Source organism: Acinetobacter sp. YH01022 (assembly GCF_013420235.1).
In the GTDB taxonomy this organism is placed as follows: Bacteria; Pseudomonadota; Gammaproteobacteria; order Pseudomonadales; family Moraxellaceae; genus Acinetobacter.
Map to the genome: position 1 here is coordinate 45557 of NZ_VOYP01000001.1, position 17167 is coordinate 62723.

Sequence of the window (17167 nt, forward strand, 5' to 3'; positions counted from 1 at the left end):
AAAAAAACCCGCCTAGTGCGGGTTTTTTTAATGTATATTAATTTTATTCTATAAAATCATTTACTTAAAAATGCTCAGTACTCTATTTACTCAAGGTTCAGAAAAAATACAATATTTAGGTACTTGCTATACACAAGATTGTTTAGAAGCTTTAGGATTTATACTTCAAACACAACAAAATATAGAAAAAGCTATCCTTCTATCAAATAAACAATATCATGCATTCTTAATTATTTCTGAAAGAAATACTTACGTAGTCCGATCAGGATTTACATCCGGTTATATGGGTGAGGGTCCAAAAGGTCTAGCATCTTCGCTTCAACTTCTCCTGAAACATCAAATAGACATTGAAGAAGTTAATATTTCCGAAAAACTAATGAAGAAAGTTAATAAAGCATTAATTTTAGAGTCGGATGTAAAACACATATTAGAAAGTAAATTTGTTCGCCCTTTACGTATTCATGAATATATTTATACAATCTATGAAACATTAGAATATCAACAAATCAATGATCGACATTATCCAATTGAGCTTAGCTATCACCTTATCGACCCTCGTATTTTTGATTTAGCTTTAAAATTTAAGGAAGAGCCTAACAATGCAATTATGACAGCATATGCCAGACTTGAAGACATACTTAGACACAAAACCAAGACAGATTTATTTTCTTCAAATCTGCTCAAGACTGCATTCATTTCTGATAAACATAAATCAATGTACAAGTGGAATGTAGATAATGAAGAGGTATCAAATGCTATAGGACGCTTGTTCACTCACATTTTTACAGCATATAGAAAGGAACGCGCCCACGGAGAAATCAATAAACACTACAAAATGCAAATACGCGAATTTATGCTAATTAATGAACTTTATCTTTTAGAGAATGAATCAATACCAAACAATTAGTATTTTTATCAATATCCATTTTTTAGCTTTGTATTTTCAAAAAATTTATATAGAAACAAAATTCTTTAATTATCGGTTTTACTCATTTCAATAAATTTAATCTATTGTTTTATGAATTAATTTATAAAAACGTCTCACTTTTTTATGCAAAATTAAGCTAAATATCAGATTTATAATCACTATTATGCATAAAAAAAAATTGTTATGATGTATCCAATTTTTAGGAATAAGTCATCATGAAAATTGTTTGATTACAGCAATTTGCTTTTTTCAAACAAAAAACATCTCTCCATGATGCTACCGATATCCAATTGCGTTGATGAATGGGACATTTTAAAGTTATCTGCATCAATCAGTTGATCTGATTCACACTTGATTTAATCTCTCCAATGACATATTCGTAAATTTATCGCCAAATTAAATTTACTAGGACATATACATGAAAAAGCTCCTTGGTCTTGTTTTAGGTCTTTCAGTTGGCTTGTCTGGCTGTGGTAAGCAAGAAGCGCCTGCAAATAATGCAGCTCAAACAAAAGACGCGAATGGTCTGCAAACGGTCACTATGGCGTCTACAGGTTCGGATGCAGAAGTTTGGCGTTATATTGCCACACTTCCGGAAACCAAAACTGCTGGTATTAAGCTTGAAGTGAAAAACTTCACTGACTATGTGTCTATGAACACAGCAGTAGCCAATAAAGAAATTGATGTGAATGCCTTCCAGTCTTATGCCTACCTGGTTGCTTTTAACGAATCCAATAAAGACAAGATTGCTCCGCTTTCTACCACTTACCTGGAACCAATGGGTATTTATTCAAGTAAAGTGAAGAAACTTGATGAATTCAAAACAGGTGCAACGATTGCCATTCCTAACGATGGTGCAAATGAATCACGTGCATTATTGTTACTTCAATCTGCCGGTTTGGTTAAATTAAAAACTAATTTTGACAACGTAAAAGGCACCCCTGCCGATGTTGTTGAAAACAACAAAAAAATTGTGATCAAACCAATTCAGATGGCAACTGCTGTACGTGTAAAAGACGAAGTCGATGCCATTGTTTTGGGTAATACTTTGGCAATGGAAGGTGGCTTAAATGTGCTGAAAGACTCTATTTATTATGAGCCAATCGACCAAAGCACCAAAATGAATGTCAATATTCTTGCTGTTGCAGAAGGTCGTCAAAATGACCCAGTATTGCAAAAAGTAGGTGCACTTTACCACTCTGAAGCCGTGAAAAAATTTGTGCAACAGAAATTTGGCGGTACCAAAGTTGACGTAAATAAACCGATTAGCTATCTCACTGACTCGAAATAGTAATATAATTGGTTTATCTAAACAGGCAAAGTTTCTTTGCCTGTTTTTCTTTTTATAGATAGTTTTTGACCATATGATTGAATTTAAAAATATTTCAAAACATTATCAGCTTAAAGGTCAAACAATTCGTGCCTTGGATCAAATTAATTTACAGATTCCAGATGGCAGTATTTTTGGCATTATTGGCTATAGTGGTGCGGGTAAAAGTACCTTAATCCGCCTGATTAATTTGCTGGAACGACCAAATGATGGTCAAGTCATCATTAATCAAAAAGATTTTACCGCATTGGATGCACGTTCATTACGTCAGGAACGTGCCAACATCGGGATGATCTTTCAGCATTTTAATTTGTTGCAGAGTAAAACTGTCGCAGCCAATATTGAAATGCCAATGAAACTGTTGGGCTGGAGCAAAGCCGAGCGTGAAAAACGTTTAGCGGAATTGCTCGAGTTTATCGATCTTAAGCATAAGAAAGATGCTTATCCGGATGAACTGTCTGGCGGTCAAAAACAGCGTGTCGGTATTGCCCGTGCCCTCGCCAATCATCCTAAAATTTTACTCTGTGATGAAGCGACTTCGGCACTGGATCCGCAAACCACCAAATCTGTTTTAGATTTGCTTAAAAAGATTAATAAAGAACAAGGCATTACCATTGTTATGGTGACCCATGAAATGGATGTGATTGAATCTGTTTGTGATTATGTTGCGGTAATGGAACAGGGTAAAGTGATCGAAACCGGTTCGACGCTGGAAATTTTCAGTCAGCCACAGCATCCAACCACGAAGAATTTTATTCAGACCGTTTTGCAGCAGCAACTTCCTTTTAATATTCTACAAAACCTGGAAAATCAAAATCATAACAGCATTTATAGCCTGCAATTTTTGGGTACATCTGCACAAGAAACCGTAGTACAGGCAGCCATTAAACAGTTTGATATCAGCTTGAATATTCTGTTTGCCAATATGACTGAAATTAACGGTTCAGTGATAGGACAAATGTTTGTCCAGCTGCTAGGTGATCCTGTGGTGATTGAGCAAGCTGTTGCATTTTTCCAGCAAAATGGGGTCAAAGTTGAACAGTCTGGAGTCAGCGCATGAGAGATTTAATTGTTCAATGGCTGACTGAAATCACGGCGCCTTACTGGAAAAGCTCACTTTCGATTGACCAGTTTGTAACCGCGCTGCAAGAAACCTTGCACATGGTGTTCTTTGCCATGCTGTTTGGTTGTATCTGGGGCTTTATCCAGGCCATCATTTTGCTGGTGACCCGTCCGGCAGGCATTTTGCCAAACCGGGTGATTTATCATGGCTTAAACCCGATTGTAAATGCGCTACGTTCCTTACCCTTTATTATCCTGCTGATTGCCTTTATTCCACTGACTAAATTACTCGTGGGCACATCAATTGGTACATGGGCGGCAATTGTGCCGTTGACCATTTATATTGGTCCTTATATGGGTCGATTGATTGAAACTTCATTGCTTGAAGTAAATGAAGGTATTATCGAATCAGCGCAAGCCATGGGTGCTTCGCCCCTGCAAATTATTTTCAAGTTCATTTTGCCTGAAGCACGCAGTTCACTGATTTTAAACCTTACTACGGCAACCATTAGCCTGATTGGTGCAACGGCGATGGCTGGTGCGGTCGGTGCCGGTGGTATTGGCGATCTGGCCATTTCCTACGGTTACCAGCGTTTTGATACCAGTGTAGTCATTTTGACCGTGATTGTGCTGTTATTGCTGGTGCAATTTGTACAGACCTTTGGTGAATGGCTGTCACGATTAAGATAAAATACCATTATTGAATGCCCTCTCGATTGAGGGCTTTTTTATATTCAGAATTAAGTTTAAGTACCGCTTCACTTCCAATCAATATTAGGAGGACTCAAATTCGTTTAGCCTACTGATATGATTTTAATCACCTATTCATCACACTTAAAAAGTCAATTTTGAACTTGAATTAGCTAAATAATAATCCATGACTTTTCCTAGAGCATGCTAAACTATCCAGTGGTTTTTGCAGGGACTCATTTATGCACTTTGTTCATCTTGGTATACATACAGAATTTTCCATTACAGAATCTATCGTACGTATATCTGATCTAATTAAAGCTGCTGCAAATGATGAAATGCCAGCACTGGCCATTACCGACCTGTCCAACCTGCATGCTGCGGTAAAATTCTATAAAAAATGTCTGGATAAAGGCATTAAACCTATTTTAGGTTCAGAAATCCGCCTGAATGATGCTGAACATCGTGTGACATTATTGTCCATGACCAATAAAGGCTGGCGCAGTCTGACCGAACTGGTTTCTCAAGGTTTTATTTCAGGTCAGCAACTCGATATTCCTTGTGTACAAAAAGACTGGATTTTAGATCAGCATCAAGACCTGATTGTGCTATTGGGCATGCAATCTGATGTTGGCAAAATGCTGATCACATCAAATCCAGATAAAGCTGAACCCCTCCTTCAAGAATGGATTGAAAAATTCGGCAATCGGGTTTATTTAGCTTTGACCCGTACCAACCGTCCTGATGAAGATGCCTTTATTGAAGAAGCTGTCAAACTTGCAAAAAAATACAATATAGGCGTGGTCGCCCATAACGACGTACACTTCATTACACGTGATGATTTTGAAGCACATGAAGCCCGGGTCTGTATTGCCGATGGTTATGTATTGGGTGATAACCGCCGTCCTAAAACCTATAGCCCTGAACAGTACTTTAAAACTGCTGTAGAAATGACGGAACTATTTTCAGATATTCCAACAGCCATTGAAAATACCTACCACATTGCCAAGCGTTGTAATGTGACTTTACGCTTAGGTTTTAATGACTTACCGGACTACCCAATTCCGGAAGGTCATACCATTGATACCTACTTTGCACATTTATCCGAACAAGGTCTGGAAGAACGACTTAACTTCCTATATCCACCTGAAAAGCGCGGTGAAGACTGGCCGGAAATCCGTAAACCTTATGACGAGCGTTTAGCCTTCGAAGTAAAGATTATTCTCGACATGGGTTTCCCCGGTTACTTCCTGATCGTGATGGACTTTATTCAATGGTCCAAAGGTAACGGTGTACCTGTCGGCCCGGGCCGTGGTTCAGGTGCCGGTTCACTGGTGGCGTATAGCTTAAAAATTACCGATCTGGATCCACTGCGTTATGACCTGCTGTTCGAACGTTTCTTGAACCCGGAACGTGTGTCGATGCCCGACTTTGACGTCGATTTCTGTATTGCCGGTCGTGACCGCGTAATTGACTATGTGGCACGTACTTATGGCCGAGATGCGGTATCACAGATTGCCACTTTCGGGACCATGGCGGCCAAAGGTGCAATTCGGGACGTGGCACGTGTTTTAGGTAAATCCTATGGTCTGGCGGACCGTATTTCCAAAATGATTCCAACCAAGCCCTTGGGTTTGAGTCTGGAAGAATCGCTGGAAGCTGAGCCGCAGCTCAAGGATATTGTCACCAATCCGTCCAACCCGGACAATGACGATGCCGCTGAAATCTGGGAAATGGCACTCAAACTTGAAGGCATTACCCGTAATACCGGTAAACATGCCGGTGGTGTGGTGATTGCACCGACCAAGCTGACCGACTACTCAGCTGTAATGTGTGATGCCGACGGAACTAACCGTGTTGCCCAGTTCGATAAGGACGATGTCGAAGCAGCTGGTCTGGTCAAGTTCGACTTCTTGGGTTTACGTAACTTAACCGTAATTGAAGATGCGATTAAGCATATCAATGCGCGTCCAGATGTCACAGAACCGGTCAATATTTCCTATATTCCACTGGATGATAAACCGGCCTACGAAATCTTTGCCAACGCCAACACCACTGCGGTATTCCAGTTTGAATCCGTGGGCATGAAAAAAATGCTCAAGGAAGCACGTCCAAGCAAATTCGAAGAAATTATTGCCTTCGTGTCTTTGTACCGTCCGGGTCCAATGGACCTGATTCCTGACTTTATTCATCGTATGCATGGCGGTGAGTTTGAATACCTGCACCCATTACTGGAAAAAGTTCTGGAACCGACCTACGGGATTATGGTGTATCAGGAACAGGTGATGCAGGCTGCACAGTTCTGTGCCGGTTATAGTCTGGGCGGTGCGGATTTACTGCGCCGTGCCATGGGTAAGAAAAAACCTGAGGAAATGGTCAAGCAGCGCCAGATCTTTATTAAAGGTGCTGCTGAAAAAGATATTGATGAAGCGACCGCCAACCATATCTTCGACTATATGGAAAAATTTGCCGGTTATGGTTTCAACAAATCACATGCTGCCGCCTATGCCCTGGTTGCTTATCAGACCGCATGGCTAAAAGCACATTATCCTGCAGAGTTTATGTCTGCGGTAATGACCTCGGAAATGCAGAACACCGACAACATCGTGTTCCTGATTGATGACTGCCGTATTAATGGTCTGGAAGTTCTTCCGCCATCTATCAATATGTCCTTATATAATTTCCATGCCAGCAGTCCGAATACCATTGTCTATGGTTTAGGTGCAATTAAAGGCGTGGGTGAAGCTGCAATGCAGTCGGTGATTGATTCACGCATACAGGATGGTCCTTATAAAGATTTGTTTGATTTCTGCCACCGAGTCGATCTGAAAAAAATCAATAAACGTACCCTTGAAGCACTCATCCGTGCAGGTGCGATGGACTGTTTGGGCATTGAACGTGCTGACCTCATGGCGCAACTTCCTGAAGCGGTTCAAGCCGCAGAACAGGCACGTTCAAACCGTGAATCTGGCATCATGGATTTATTCGGTGAAGTTGAGGAAGTTCAGCGCAAACCAGCCAAACCGGTCAAACCGTGGTCAGATGAAGTTCGCCTCAAAGGTGAAAAAGACACTTTGGGACTGTATTTAACCGGACATCCGATTGATGTGTATCGTCCAGAACTTAAATCCTTTATTCCTGCACGTATTAATGAGCTCACCCCTACACGCCGTGGTGTGACTACCGTATTTGCCGGGCTGGTGGTCGATGTCGCCAACTTCCCGAACCGCATGATGGTTACTCTGGATGATGGCACTGCACGTATAGAAGTCTCGGCCAATCACGAACGTTTCCAACGCTTTAAAGACATTATTCAAAATGAAAAAGTGGTGGTGATTGAAGGAGAAATTTATGAACGTGAAGGTTTTGACCGTCCTATGGGACGCCTGACCAAAGCCTTTAGCCTGAATGAAATTCGTCAGAAACGTGCCAACAGTATTCAAATCAAGCTGAACGCGGAACATCTCAACCCTTCACTCAGTCAGGATTTACGCAAAATCTTAATGCCATTCTGTAATGTCGATATGTGCAATCATATCCCGATGCAATTACACATTGATTATTCCTATGCCTCTGCTGATATCAACCTGGGCCTGAATTGGAAGGTGGCTCCACTGGATGAGTTACTGACGAAATTACGTGACTATTTTGGTAAAGACGTAATTCATATTGAATATCAGGTCAAATCCAAGGCGGCCAAAGCTGTGAGTTACGAGCAGGCCATGCCTGCGAATGTCCCGCCGCCTCCAGCCAATGTGAGCATGGATGAAGCGATGGATATGTATCAGGCTGAAGCCACTCAATATTCTTAATTTTTAAATATTTAAATTCAAATCGGACACCTTATGAGTCAAGTTGACAATGCTGTGGTTTCCGCACATCTCTCTCATGTGCGTATTGTCATGGTCAATACTACCTTGCCTGCCAATATCGGCAGCGCCTTACGTGCCATGAAAACCATGGGCCTATCCAGACTGGTACTGGTAGAGCCTAAAATCTATCCGCATCCTGATATTGATGCACTGGCCGCAGGCGCAACCGATCTGATTGAACAGATTGAAATTGTGCCGACTTTGCAAGAAGCGATTAAGGATTGTCATCTGGTCTTTGGTACCAGTGCACGTAACCGCACCATTCCCTGGCCTTTACTCGATGCCCGCCCTGCTGCAGAAAAATCATTGCAAGCTGTGGTACAGAACAAACAGGAAATTGCGATTGTATTTGGTCGTGAAGATCGCGGTCTGACCAATGAAGAACTGGCGATGGCCAATTATCATGTCACCATTCCGGTCAATAGCGATTATGGCGTACTGAATGTTGCTCAGGCCATTCAGGTCATTTGCTATGAAATGCGTATGGCTGCCATGGCATTGACTGAACAGGCGGAAGACCCTAAAGCCACCATGCATGTCACCGATGACATTGACATGCAGTGGGATGAGCCTTTGGTAACGCATGAACAGATGGAACAGTTTTACCCACATATTGAAAAAATGCTGGCCGAAATTGAATTTATGGACCCGAAAAACCCACGATTATTGCCTTTACGCTTGCGTCGTTTATTTGGACGTATACAATTAGATCGTATGGAATATCATTTACTGCGTGGCATCTTTAGCCGTGTACAGGCATTGAACAATGGTACATGGAAAAAATCTACAGACAAAACAACCGATTCTTCAGAGGATCAATCCAATGCTTAAACAGCTCAAAGAAGACATCCAAGCTGTATTCGCGCGCGATCCTGCAGCACGAAACACTTTAGAAGTTCTCACTACCTATCCCGGCATTCATGCACTGATCATGCACCGTATTGCCCATGAACTTTGGCAAAAAGAGTGTAAAGGCTCTGCTCGCCTGCTGTCTTCTTTTAGCCGTTTTGCCACCGGCATTGAAATCCATCCGGGTGCCAAAATCGGGCGCCGTTTCTTTATCGATCATGGCATGGGTGTAGTAATTGGTGAAACGGCTGAAATTGGAGATGATGTCACGCTCTATCACGGCGTCACTTTGGGCGGTACCACCTGGAACAAGGGCAAACGTCATCCTACGCTGGAAGATGGCGTGGTGGTTGGTGCAGGTGCCAAAATTCTGGGCCCTTTTACCGTGGGTAAAAATGCCAAAGTCGGTTCCAATGCCGTCGTAACCAAGGCTGTTCCACCGAATACGACTGCTGTAGGAAACCCGGCACGCTTTATTACCAAAGATAAACCTAAAGATGCAGAAGAAGCCCGCCGTCGTGATTATGCAGAAAGTATTGGCTTTCAGCCTTATGCAGCTACACAGGACCAGTCTGACCCGATTCTGGATGGCATGCGCGTACTGCTGGACCGGATTCAGCTTAATGAAAAACGTATGAATACCCTATGTCAGCGTTTATCAGTGATTGATCCTTCATTTAAAAAGCAGCAGCAGAATGAACAACCTTTTAGTGCAGAAGAATTAAAAATTATGGAGGACGTTCGCCGTGAATGCGAAGCGCAAAGCAGTCAATCCAAAGCCTGAACGGCTGTCCTGAATATTAACAAGCCCTGACTTGTATGTTCCTGAAAGTTTTTTTAGACTGAGGAACATACCTACTAATTAATTTTAAAATTAAATGAACGGATGACACCTATGACCCTTAAGCCTTTGGCATGTACATTGATTGCTGTTTCTTTACTCTCAGCCTGTAGCTCGACACCAACAAAAGATAAAAATTCCAATGCACCGATCGTTTTCACTGAACCTGAATTGACTGCTCCGTTTTATGCACTAAATCCATTTAACTATGATGCCCCACCTCCATTTGAAATTGCCTTACAAAAAGCTGCTGCACAGCCGGTAACCAAAATGGAAGTCACACTGCCGGGTGATCCAAAGAAAAAAGTGATGCTTGATGTCAACAAGCTGATTATTCCTACCGTAAACAGCAAGCAACGTAATGTAAAATATGCGGTTGTGGCGGGTGACAATGAAGTAGATATCACCGAAGTTGATGACTTCTTGCAGCTGGTAGAAGGCAAAGCACGCCATTATCCGCCTCGTTTTACTGAACGTCAGGAACGTAAAGGCTTTGAAGCCAAACTGAAACAAGTGACTCAACAGCTCGATACCCTGGCATCTAAAGAAAATGCCTCTTTTGATGTGTTGATTCGTGCATTTAAAGCCAGTGTTATGGCACGTAACCTGGACTTAGGTTCAGTCTATACCACCAAGTCTTTAACTTATGCACAGCGCATTTTAAAAATTAACAAAGAAGATGCTGAAGCAAACTTCTGGTTCGGTTTTGGCTTATCTGAAGGTGGTGGTCAACGTGAAGCTATTCCTTATTTAGACAAGGCCATGAAGGCAGGTGTGCAGGAAGCCTATTTATCTGCGGCAAACAATTACATTGCCATGGAACAAAAGAAAAATGCGATTCAGGTCTTGAAAAATTACAAAGTGAAATATCCGCAAGAAGCTGAAGTGGCTGACCGTTTAATTGCAGAAATTGAAAAGCAAGGTCGCTGGAATGTATGGCAAGTACTTAATCCGGCTAAAACGTCTTAATTTTTCTTTGTCCATTCACCTTTCAGATAGACCGTTCAAAACGGTCTATTTTTATATGTACGAATTGAAAATTAGAAGAATCATCGTATGATGAACAAAACTCAAATAAATACTGAACGTAGACATACTTTATGCCAAAACAAATATATCAGCTTTTATTTGCCTCGCTGCTGAGTAGTTATCTGCTTACAGGTTGTCAAATTGTCAGCGTCAAAAGCCAGGGCATTAATGTCACCATTGCCAATGAACGTGAAAGTATCCTTACCCGAAATAAATTGAGTGAAGCCAGTTTAAATGTGCTGTCCATGACCGGTCGTGAAGCTAAAATCTGTTCCGACCAACCCGACCAGTGTATTCAGGAACTGCAACAGATTCCGCAAATTCAGGACGAACAGCTGCTCTCTACCTCCAGCGAAATTTACCTGGCCAAAGCATTGGAATTTGAAAATTCTTCTGACTGTAAAACCAGTACTTTAGCCAGTACCCGATCTGAAGAAAAACAGAAACAGCAACAAGAAACCTATGATCAATGTCTGGATCAGCAACTGTATATGCTGGATAAAAGTATCCGCTACAGCTATGCCTACATGTTTAAGACCAAACGACAGCCCAAAGACCGCATTTTTGACAACCGGCAGGTGCAAATACGTGACTTTTATAATTTAGCACTGGCTAAACTGGTAACTGCTTATGCCTTGCGTCATAAACCTACTGTAGTTGAGCCACAGGTCAAGGTGGGTAAAAGTATTTATCAGATCAACTTTGATTACTATCCACAGCTCAAAAATCAGAAAATCGAGCAGCTGCTTTCCAGTTACAACCTGAATTTTTCAGGCTTACGTTCCATTAACCGTCGCGATGGTTTTGGCTCAGAATTTGTCCTGGTTCTACCGCAGGTCAAGGATGGTATTAGCGAAGGGAAAAATAAATATATTATTAACCCAATAAATTTCAGTTACAAAAACGGGGTCAATCCCAATATTCATCAGGCCCGCTATTTAGCGGCAACCCTGACTGCCCAGCCTAAAGCGGCCAGCAGTGTAGAAGACATTTTAAACAATGCAGAATTTGAAATAAAAGCCTTTGATCCGTACAAATATGATCAGGTCAATATGGCCGGAAAGACCTATCCGCTGGCTGGAAACTTTTCTACGCCTTATGGCTTATGGCTTGCACAAAACAATCTCGGCCGGGCAGCCTATTTAACCCTTATTGACCGTGATGATCATCTCACCATGCCGCATTTATATATGCTGGAACCTTATAATCCGAATAAAAAAGTGATTGTCTTAATCCATGGTCTGGCCAGCAGCCCTGAAGCATGGATTCGTCTGACTAACGATATTATGGGGGACACAGTACTACGGGAAAATTTTCAGGTCTGGCAGGTATTTTATTCAACTAATATGCCGATTATGGAAAGCCGTTTTCAGATTTATGCCCTATTGACTCAGGCCTTTGCCCAGGTCGATGCCAATGCCCCTGCCAAAAAAGATGCGGTACTGGTCGGACATAGTATGGGGGGCATTATTGCCCGGCTTTTGGTCAGTGATGCAGACTTAACCCAAAAAGCCTTATCCATGATGAATAATCGTCAGTTAAACAAGTTTCAAAAATTACCGATTATTTCGCAGCGCCTGGTCATCAAGGACATTCCTAATTTTTCTCGGGCGATTTTTCTGGCCACCCCGCATCGGGGAACCGATTATGCCGATCGCTGGTTTACCAAGGCAGCACGTAAAATCATCCGTATTCCCGGAGCTTTCCTCTCTGCGATTAGCGATAGCATACAAACTCAGGATCTGGATTTGAAAGAGCTGTTACAGCAGATTGATCATGGCCTGATTCAAAATGGACCGAGTGATTTAAGTTATCAGTCCAAGTTTATTGAACTGACCAAAGACATTAACCCGCGTAAAGGATTGGTCTTTCATTCCATTATTGGCAATATCACCAACAGTAATGATATCCATGTGATCACTGATGACATAGTGCCCTATAAGAGTGCCCATCTGGAGGGTGCTATTTCGGAAAAAATTATTAAAGGCGGTCATTCCATTCAGGAAACACCAGAAGCTGTTTTAGAATTGCGTCGTATCTTGCGTCTACATTTAACCAGACTTGGTTTGCATCAGCCCTAATGTCCGCTTGAGTTCTCCAGTTTCGTATCAACCCGCAGCGTCATTTTCATTGCCGGTACAATCAGCACTGCGATAAAACCCGTCAAACTGTTCTCCTAATTTTTATTCATTTACTGCAAAGCATTTTTCGCAATTCATGCAAATTTGATAAGATGTCTGAGCAAATGAAATAGCGTTTTTCCATAGCTCGGGTTGGCTTGAAAATAACAATAAGAACAAAGCCAGAGTCTAGGATTTAACGCATATCGTTTCATGCATAAATTTGAAATTGGTGAGACAGCCAAATTTTAACGATGAGATGTATTTAAATATTTAAGGATTTTACCTCAATGAGTTACCCGGAAATCATGGCTGATCTTTCCACTTTAACGCCGATGATGCAGCAGTACATGAGCGTCAAAATGCAGCACCCGCACTCCCTGATGTTTTATCGCATGGGTGACTTTTATGAACTGTTTTTTGACGATGCCCATAAAGCCGCCAAATTACTGGGGATTACCTTAACCCACCGCGGTAAGGCCAATGGCGAACCGATTCCCATGGCAGGTGTTCCCTATCATGCCGCTGAAGGCTATTTGGCCCGTCTGGTCAAAAAAGGCGAAACCGTGGTCATTTGCGAACAGCTTGGTGAGGGCGAGAGCGCAGGCTCTCGCGGAAAGGCACCTATGGAGCGTGGTGTGGTGCGTATCATCACTCCGGGCACCCTGACCGATGATGCGCTATTGAACAGTCATCAGTCTTCCAATCTGGTTGCACTCTGCTTACATCAGGGGCAAATTGGTATTGCATTGCTGGATTTAAGTGCCGGTATTTTCAAGGTACAACAACAAGAGTTTCATCACGAACAACTGGCAATTGAACTTTCCCGCTTAATGCCAAGTGAAATTGTGGTAGATGAAGATATTGTCGATCCCAATATTATCGAGCAGATCAAAAAACAACTCGACTGCCCTGTGACCCGTCGTCCGAATGTCGATTTCAACCTGAATAATGCACAAAAAACCTTATGTGACCAGTTCGCGGTATCTACCCTGTCCGGCTTCGGAATTGACCATTTACCGCTGGCCAAAGCGGCGGCAGCGGCACTGATCCATTATGCCAAAGAAACCCAGAAAACTGCTTTACCGCATATCCGCTCGATTCAGCTAGAACAAAGCAGTGATTTTATTGCGCTAGATCCGGTCACGCGTCGCAATCTGGAACTGGTTGAACCTCTATTTGAACATGGTACATCCCTGTTCCAGCTGATCAATGACTGCCAGACTGCCATGGGTGGCCGACTGCTCAGCCGTACACTGATGCAGCCTTTACGCGACACCAAAATACTGGATGCCCGTTTGGATGCCATTGCCGCTATGTTGAGCGGTTATCATGAAACACCGATTCGTCTGGTCCTGAAAGAAATTAGCGATATTGAACGTGTACTGAGCCGTGTCGCTTTAGGCAGTGCACGTCCGCGTGATCTGGTACAACTACGTCAGGCCTGTGCGCAAATTCCTTTTTTACGCCATGCCCTACAGCCAATGATGCAGACTAAGCAATCCGTTCTAATTCAGCAGCTGACAGATGAACTAGGGGATTTTAATGGCCTGCATCAACGCCTGATGTCTGCGATTGTCGAAAACCCTCCGGTATTACTCCGTGATGGCAATGTCATTGCAGAAGGATTTGACAGTGAACTGGATGAGCTGCGTAAAATCCGTGATCATGCAGGCCAGTTCCTGATTGATCTGGAAACTCAAGAACGTGCCAACACCGGCATTTCAACCCTGAAAATTGGCTATAATCGTGTCAGTGGCTACTATATTGAACTGACTCGTGCTCAAGCCGAGCAGGCACCGGATCATTATATCCGTCGCCAGACCTTAAAAAATGCCGAGCGTTATATCACGCCGGAACTGAAATCTTTTGAAGATAAAGTCCTGTCCAGCGAATCACGTGCCCTTGCGCGTGAAAAAATGCTGTTTGAAATGCTGCTGGATGAATTACGTCAAGACATTGGCAATTTACAGATGATGAGCAGCGCTATTGCCCAGATTGACATGCTGGCCAATTTTGCCCATCAGGCGCGTTTACGCAACTGGTCCCGTCCAGAATTCAGCCCTGAAATTGGGGTTAAAATTGTTGCAGGCCGGCATCCTGTGGTGGAAGCCTTAAGCAAAACTGCTTTTACCCCGAACGATACCACACTAGACTTTAACCACCGTATGGCCATTGTGACCGGTCCGAATATGGGCGGCAAATCCACCTTTATGCGTCAAACCGCACTGATCAGTTTACTGGCCTATTGCGGTTCCTATGTGCCTGCAAAGTCCGCAGTATTAGGCCCGATTGATCGCGTGTTTACCCGTATTGGTTCAGCAGATGACTTATCGACCGGTAAATCGACTTTTATGGTGGAGATGACCGAAACTTCGCAAATTCTGCATCATGCCACCAACCAGTCTTTGGTACTGATGGATGAAGTCGGACGCGGAACCAGTACCTATGATGGTTTGTCTCTAGCCTGGGCTTGTGTGATTGACCTGAGCAAACGGATTAAGTGCCTGTGCCTGTTTGCGACTCATTATTTCGAGTTGACCGAACTGGGCAAGGAATCAGGAATTGATAACTATCATGTCACAGCCAAGGAGCTGAACGGTAATTTAATCCTGCTACACAAGGTTCAGCACGGCCCTGCCAGTCAAAGCCATGGCTTACAGGTAGCAAAACTGGCCGGTATTCCTGCCAGCGTGATTAAAGAAGCACAAAATCGGTTAAAGATTCTGGAAAAACAGCAACATCAACAGGTCAATAAGGTAGTACAAAATGACTTGTTTAGTGCGATCGATGAACCGGCTGTAGAAATTATTGAACGTGTAGTGGAAATTGAAAAAGATAGCCCTGCACTAAGGTTGTTAAGATCGCTGGATGTAGACAATCTTTCTCCCCGGGAAGCCTTGCAACAAATTTATGCTTTAAAAGATGCCCTGGAAAGCTAATTTAAATCTGTGCCAGAAAAAGACTTCTAAATAGAAGTCTTTTTCATTTACTACATATATTTAATGAAATATTCAATTTTTACTAAAATTAACAGCCTTATATATAATAAATATCAATAAAAGCAATTGTTACTTAGCAGCATTTTTGCCTAAAATACAGCAAGAGTAACTAGAACCATATTTTTTAGGTAGCTGTCGCCATGACCTTTGTTGTCACTGAAAATTGTATTAAATGTAAATACCAAGACTGCGTAGAAGTTTGTCCGGTAGATTGTTTCTACGAAGGTCCAAATTTCCTCGTGATTAATCCAGATGAATGTATTGACTGCGCATTATGCGAACCTGAATGCCCGGCAAATGCTATTTTCTCGGAAGATGAGTTGCCTGAAGGTCAGGAAGTCTTTATTGAGCTGAATGCCGATCTTTCACAAAAATGGCCAAACATCACTCAAATTGGTGACCAGCCTGCCGATCGTGAAGAATGGAACGGTAAAGCCGACAAGTTACAATACTTGGAAAAATAAGACTGTTTCTGAGCCTGAAAAAGATCAGCATAGGCTGATCTTTTTTATACTTAAAAAAACATTTGATTGCAATATTTTCAAATTTTATCCTTCAAATTAGATTAAAATAGCATGTATTTATAAATATCTGATTTCTATAATGAAGCATGTTTTAAAGGGCTTACTGGGCTTGAGCTTGGTCCCACTTGTCATGATTGGATGTAGCACATCTCCTCAGAAACAAGGGCAAATGCCCCATGGAAAACGGATCTTCATTCCTCAAGAACGCATTAGCCTTGAACGCCCAATTCCACCTAAAACAGTACCTTATGTTTATAATTCATGGATTGCCATCGGTGATAATTTACATCGTGTCCGTGAATATGAAAATTTTCTGGAACGTAATGGTGTCGGCAATATTATCCCAAGTTTCGAATTGTTGCGTTCTGCCCGTGACTGGCAAAAATGCGGCCGTCCACAATATATGATTCCTAACCGTGAATTGTGGAACAATCAAATTGCAACTTTACGTGTCTTTAAATACCTGGTTGCTGCCAAAGTGCTTACTGACTTTGAAGTGACCTCTGTTTACCGGGATTTGTCACTTAACCAGTGTGCCGGTGGCGCAAATTCATCACGCCACTTATTTAATTCGGCGATCGATTTCCGTATTGGGCCTGAAGTGCCCCAAGCAGAAGATTATGCATTTATTGAAAATAGCAAATTTAAATTATGTCAATTCTGGGTGCAGTACGGACAAAGCCTGAATATGGGACTTGGGCTATATGCTTCTGGTCAAATCCATATTGATACTCAAGGTTACCGCACCTGGGGTCCAGACCACTCACGCCACAGCTCGATGTGTAATTTTTAAAATCGTGTATTGCGGTAAAAAAGAGATCCTGCTGATCTCTTTTTTATTGCCCTATTTTCAATAAATCAAAACGATAAATTGCACTCTGAATGGAAAAGTTTAAAATGCATGCATCGCAACACAGGTG

General features: G+C 42.3%; 12 protein-coding genes. All 12 read left to right on the forward strand.

Annotation, left to right across the window (positions count from 1 at the left end):
* Positions 1 to 70: 70 nt before the first annotated feature.
* Positions 71 to 907, forward strand: coding sequence for a TIGR02391 family protein (locus tag FTT87_RS00235; protein WP_180043647.1), 837 nt, complete (start codon positions 71 to 73; stop codon positions 905 to 907).
* Positions 908 to 1346: 439 nt separating this feature from the next.
* Positions 1347 to 2219 carry a MetQ/NlpA family ABC transporter substrate-binding protein gene (locus tag FTT87_RS00240; protein WP_086195120.1) on the forward strand — a complete coding sequence of 291 codons (873 nt, stop codon included), beginning with the start codon at positions 1347 to 1349 and terminating at the stop codon, positions 2217 to 2219.
* A 73-nt stretch (positions 2220 to 2292) separates the two neighbouring features.
* On the forward strand, positions 2293 to 3318 hold the full coding sequence (locus FTT87_RS00245) for a methionine ABC transporter ATP-binding protein (protein WP_180043649.1): 1026 nt from the start codon (positions 2293 to 2295) through the stop codon (positions 3316 to 3318).
* Positions 3315 to 4010: a methionine ABC transporter permease gene (locus FTT87_RS00250; RefSeq protein ID WP_086195118.1), complete on the forward strand. Its 696-nt coding sequence runs from the start codon at positions 3315 to 3317 to the stop codon at positions 4008 to 4010. Before FTT87_RS00245 ends, FTT87_RS00250 begins: the two co-directional genes overlap by 4 nt.
* Before the next feature lie 242 nt (positions 4011 to 4252).
* The gene (gene dnaE / locus FTT87_RS00255; protein ID WP_086195117.1) at positions 4253 to 7822 is read left to right on the forward strand and encodes a DNA polymerase III subunit alpha; all 3570 of its coding nucleotides are present in this window, start codon (positions 4253 to 4255) and stop codon (positions 7820 to 7822) included.
* Between the two features lie 33 nt (positions 7823 to 7855).
* Complete coding sequence (locus tag FTT87_RS00260) at positions 7856 to 8713, forward strand: RNA methyltransferase (RefSeq protein WP_086195116.1); 858 nt, start codon at positions 7856 to 7858, stop codon at positions 8711 to 8713.
* Positions 8706 to 9515, forward strand: a complete 810-nt coding sequence (cysE, locus tag FTT87_RS00265) for a serine O-acetyltransferase (RefSeq protein ID WP_086195115.1) — start codon at positions 8706 to 8708, stop codon at positions 9513 to 9515. The genes FTT87_RS00260 and cysE overlap by 8 nt, the downstream gene beginning before the upstream one ends.
* A 111-nt stretch (positions 9516 to 9626) precedes the next feature.
* Positions 9627 to 10541, forward strand: coding sequence for an ABUW_2363 family tetratricopeptide repeat lipoprotein (locus FTT87_RS00270; RefSeq protein WP_180043651.1), 915 nt, complete (start codon positions 9627 to 9629; stop codon positions 10539 to 10541).
* A 131-nt stretch (positions 10542 to 10672) separates the two neighbouring features.
* Entirely contained in the window at positions 10673 to 12682 is a 2010-nt protein-coding gene (locus FTT87_RS00275) for an alpha/beta fold hydrolase (RefSeq protein ID WP_180043653.1), read from the forward strand.
* Between the two features lie 329 nt (positions 12683 to 13011).
* Positions 13012 to 15663, forward strand: coding sequence for a DNA mismatch repair protein MutS (gene mutS, locus FTT87_RS00280; protein WP_180043655.1), 2652 nt, complete (start codon positions 13012 to 13014; stop codon positions 15661 to 15663).
* 200 nt (positions 15664 to 15863) lie between these two features.
* Positions 15864 to 16187: a ferredoxin FdxA gene (gene fdxA / locus FTT87_RS00285; RefSeq protein WP_004279936.1), complete on the forward strand. Its 324-nt coding sequence runs from the start codon at positions 15864 to 15866 to the stop codon at positions 16185 to 16187.
* A gap of 139 nt (positions 16188 to 16326) precedes the next feature.
* The gene (locus FTT87_RS00290) at positions 16327 to 17040 is read left to right on the forward strand and encodes a D-Ala-D-Ala carboxypeptidase family metallohydrolase (protein ID WP_086195110.1); all 714 of its coding nucleotides are present in this window, start codon (positions 16327 to 16329) and stop codon (positions 17038 to 17040) included.
* Positions 17041 to 17167 lie beyond the last annotated feature (127 nt).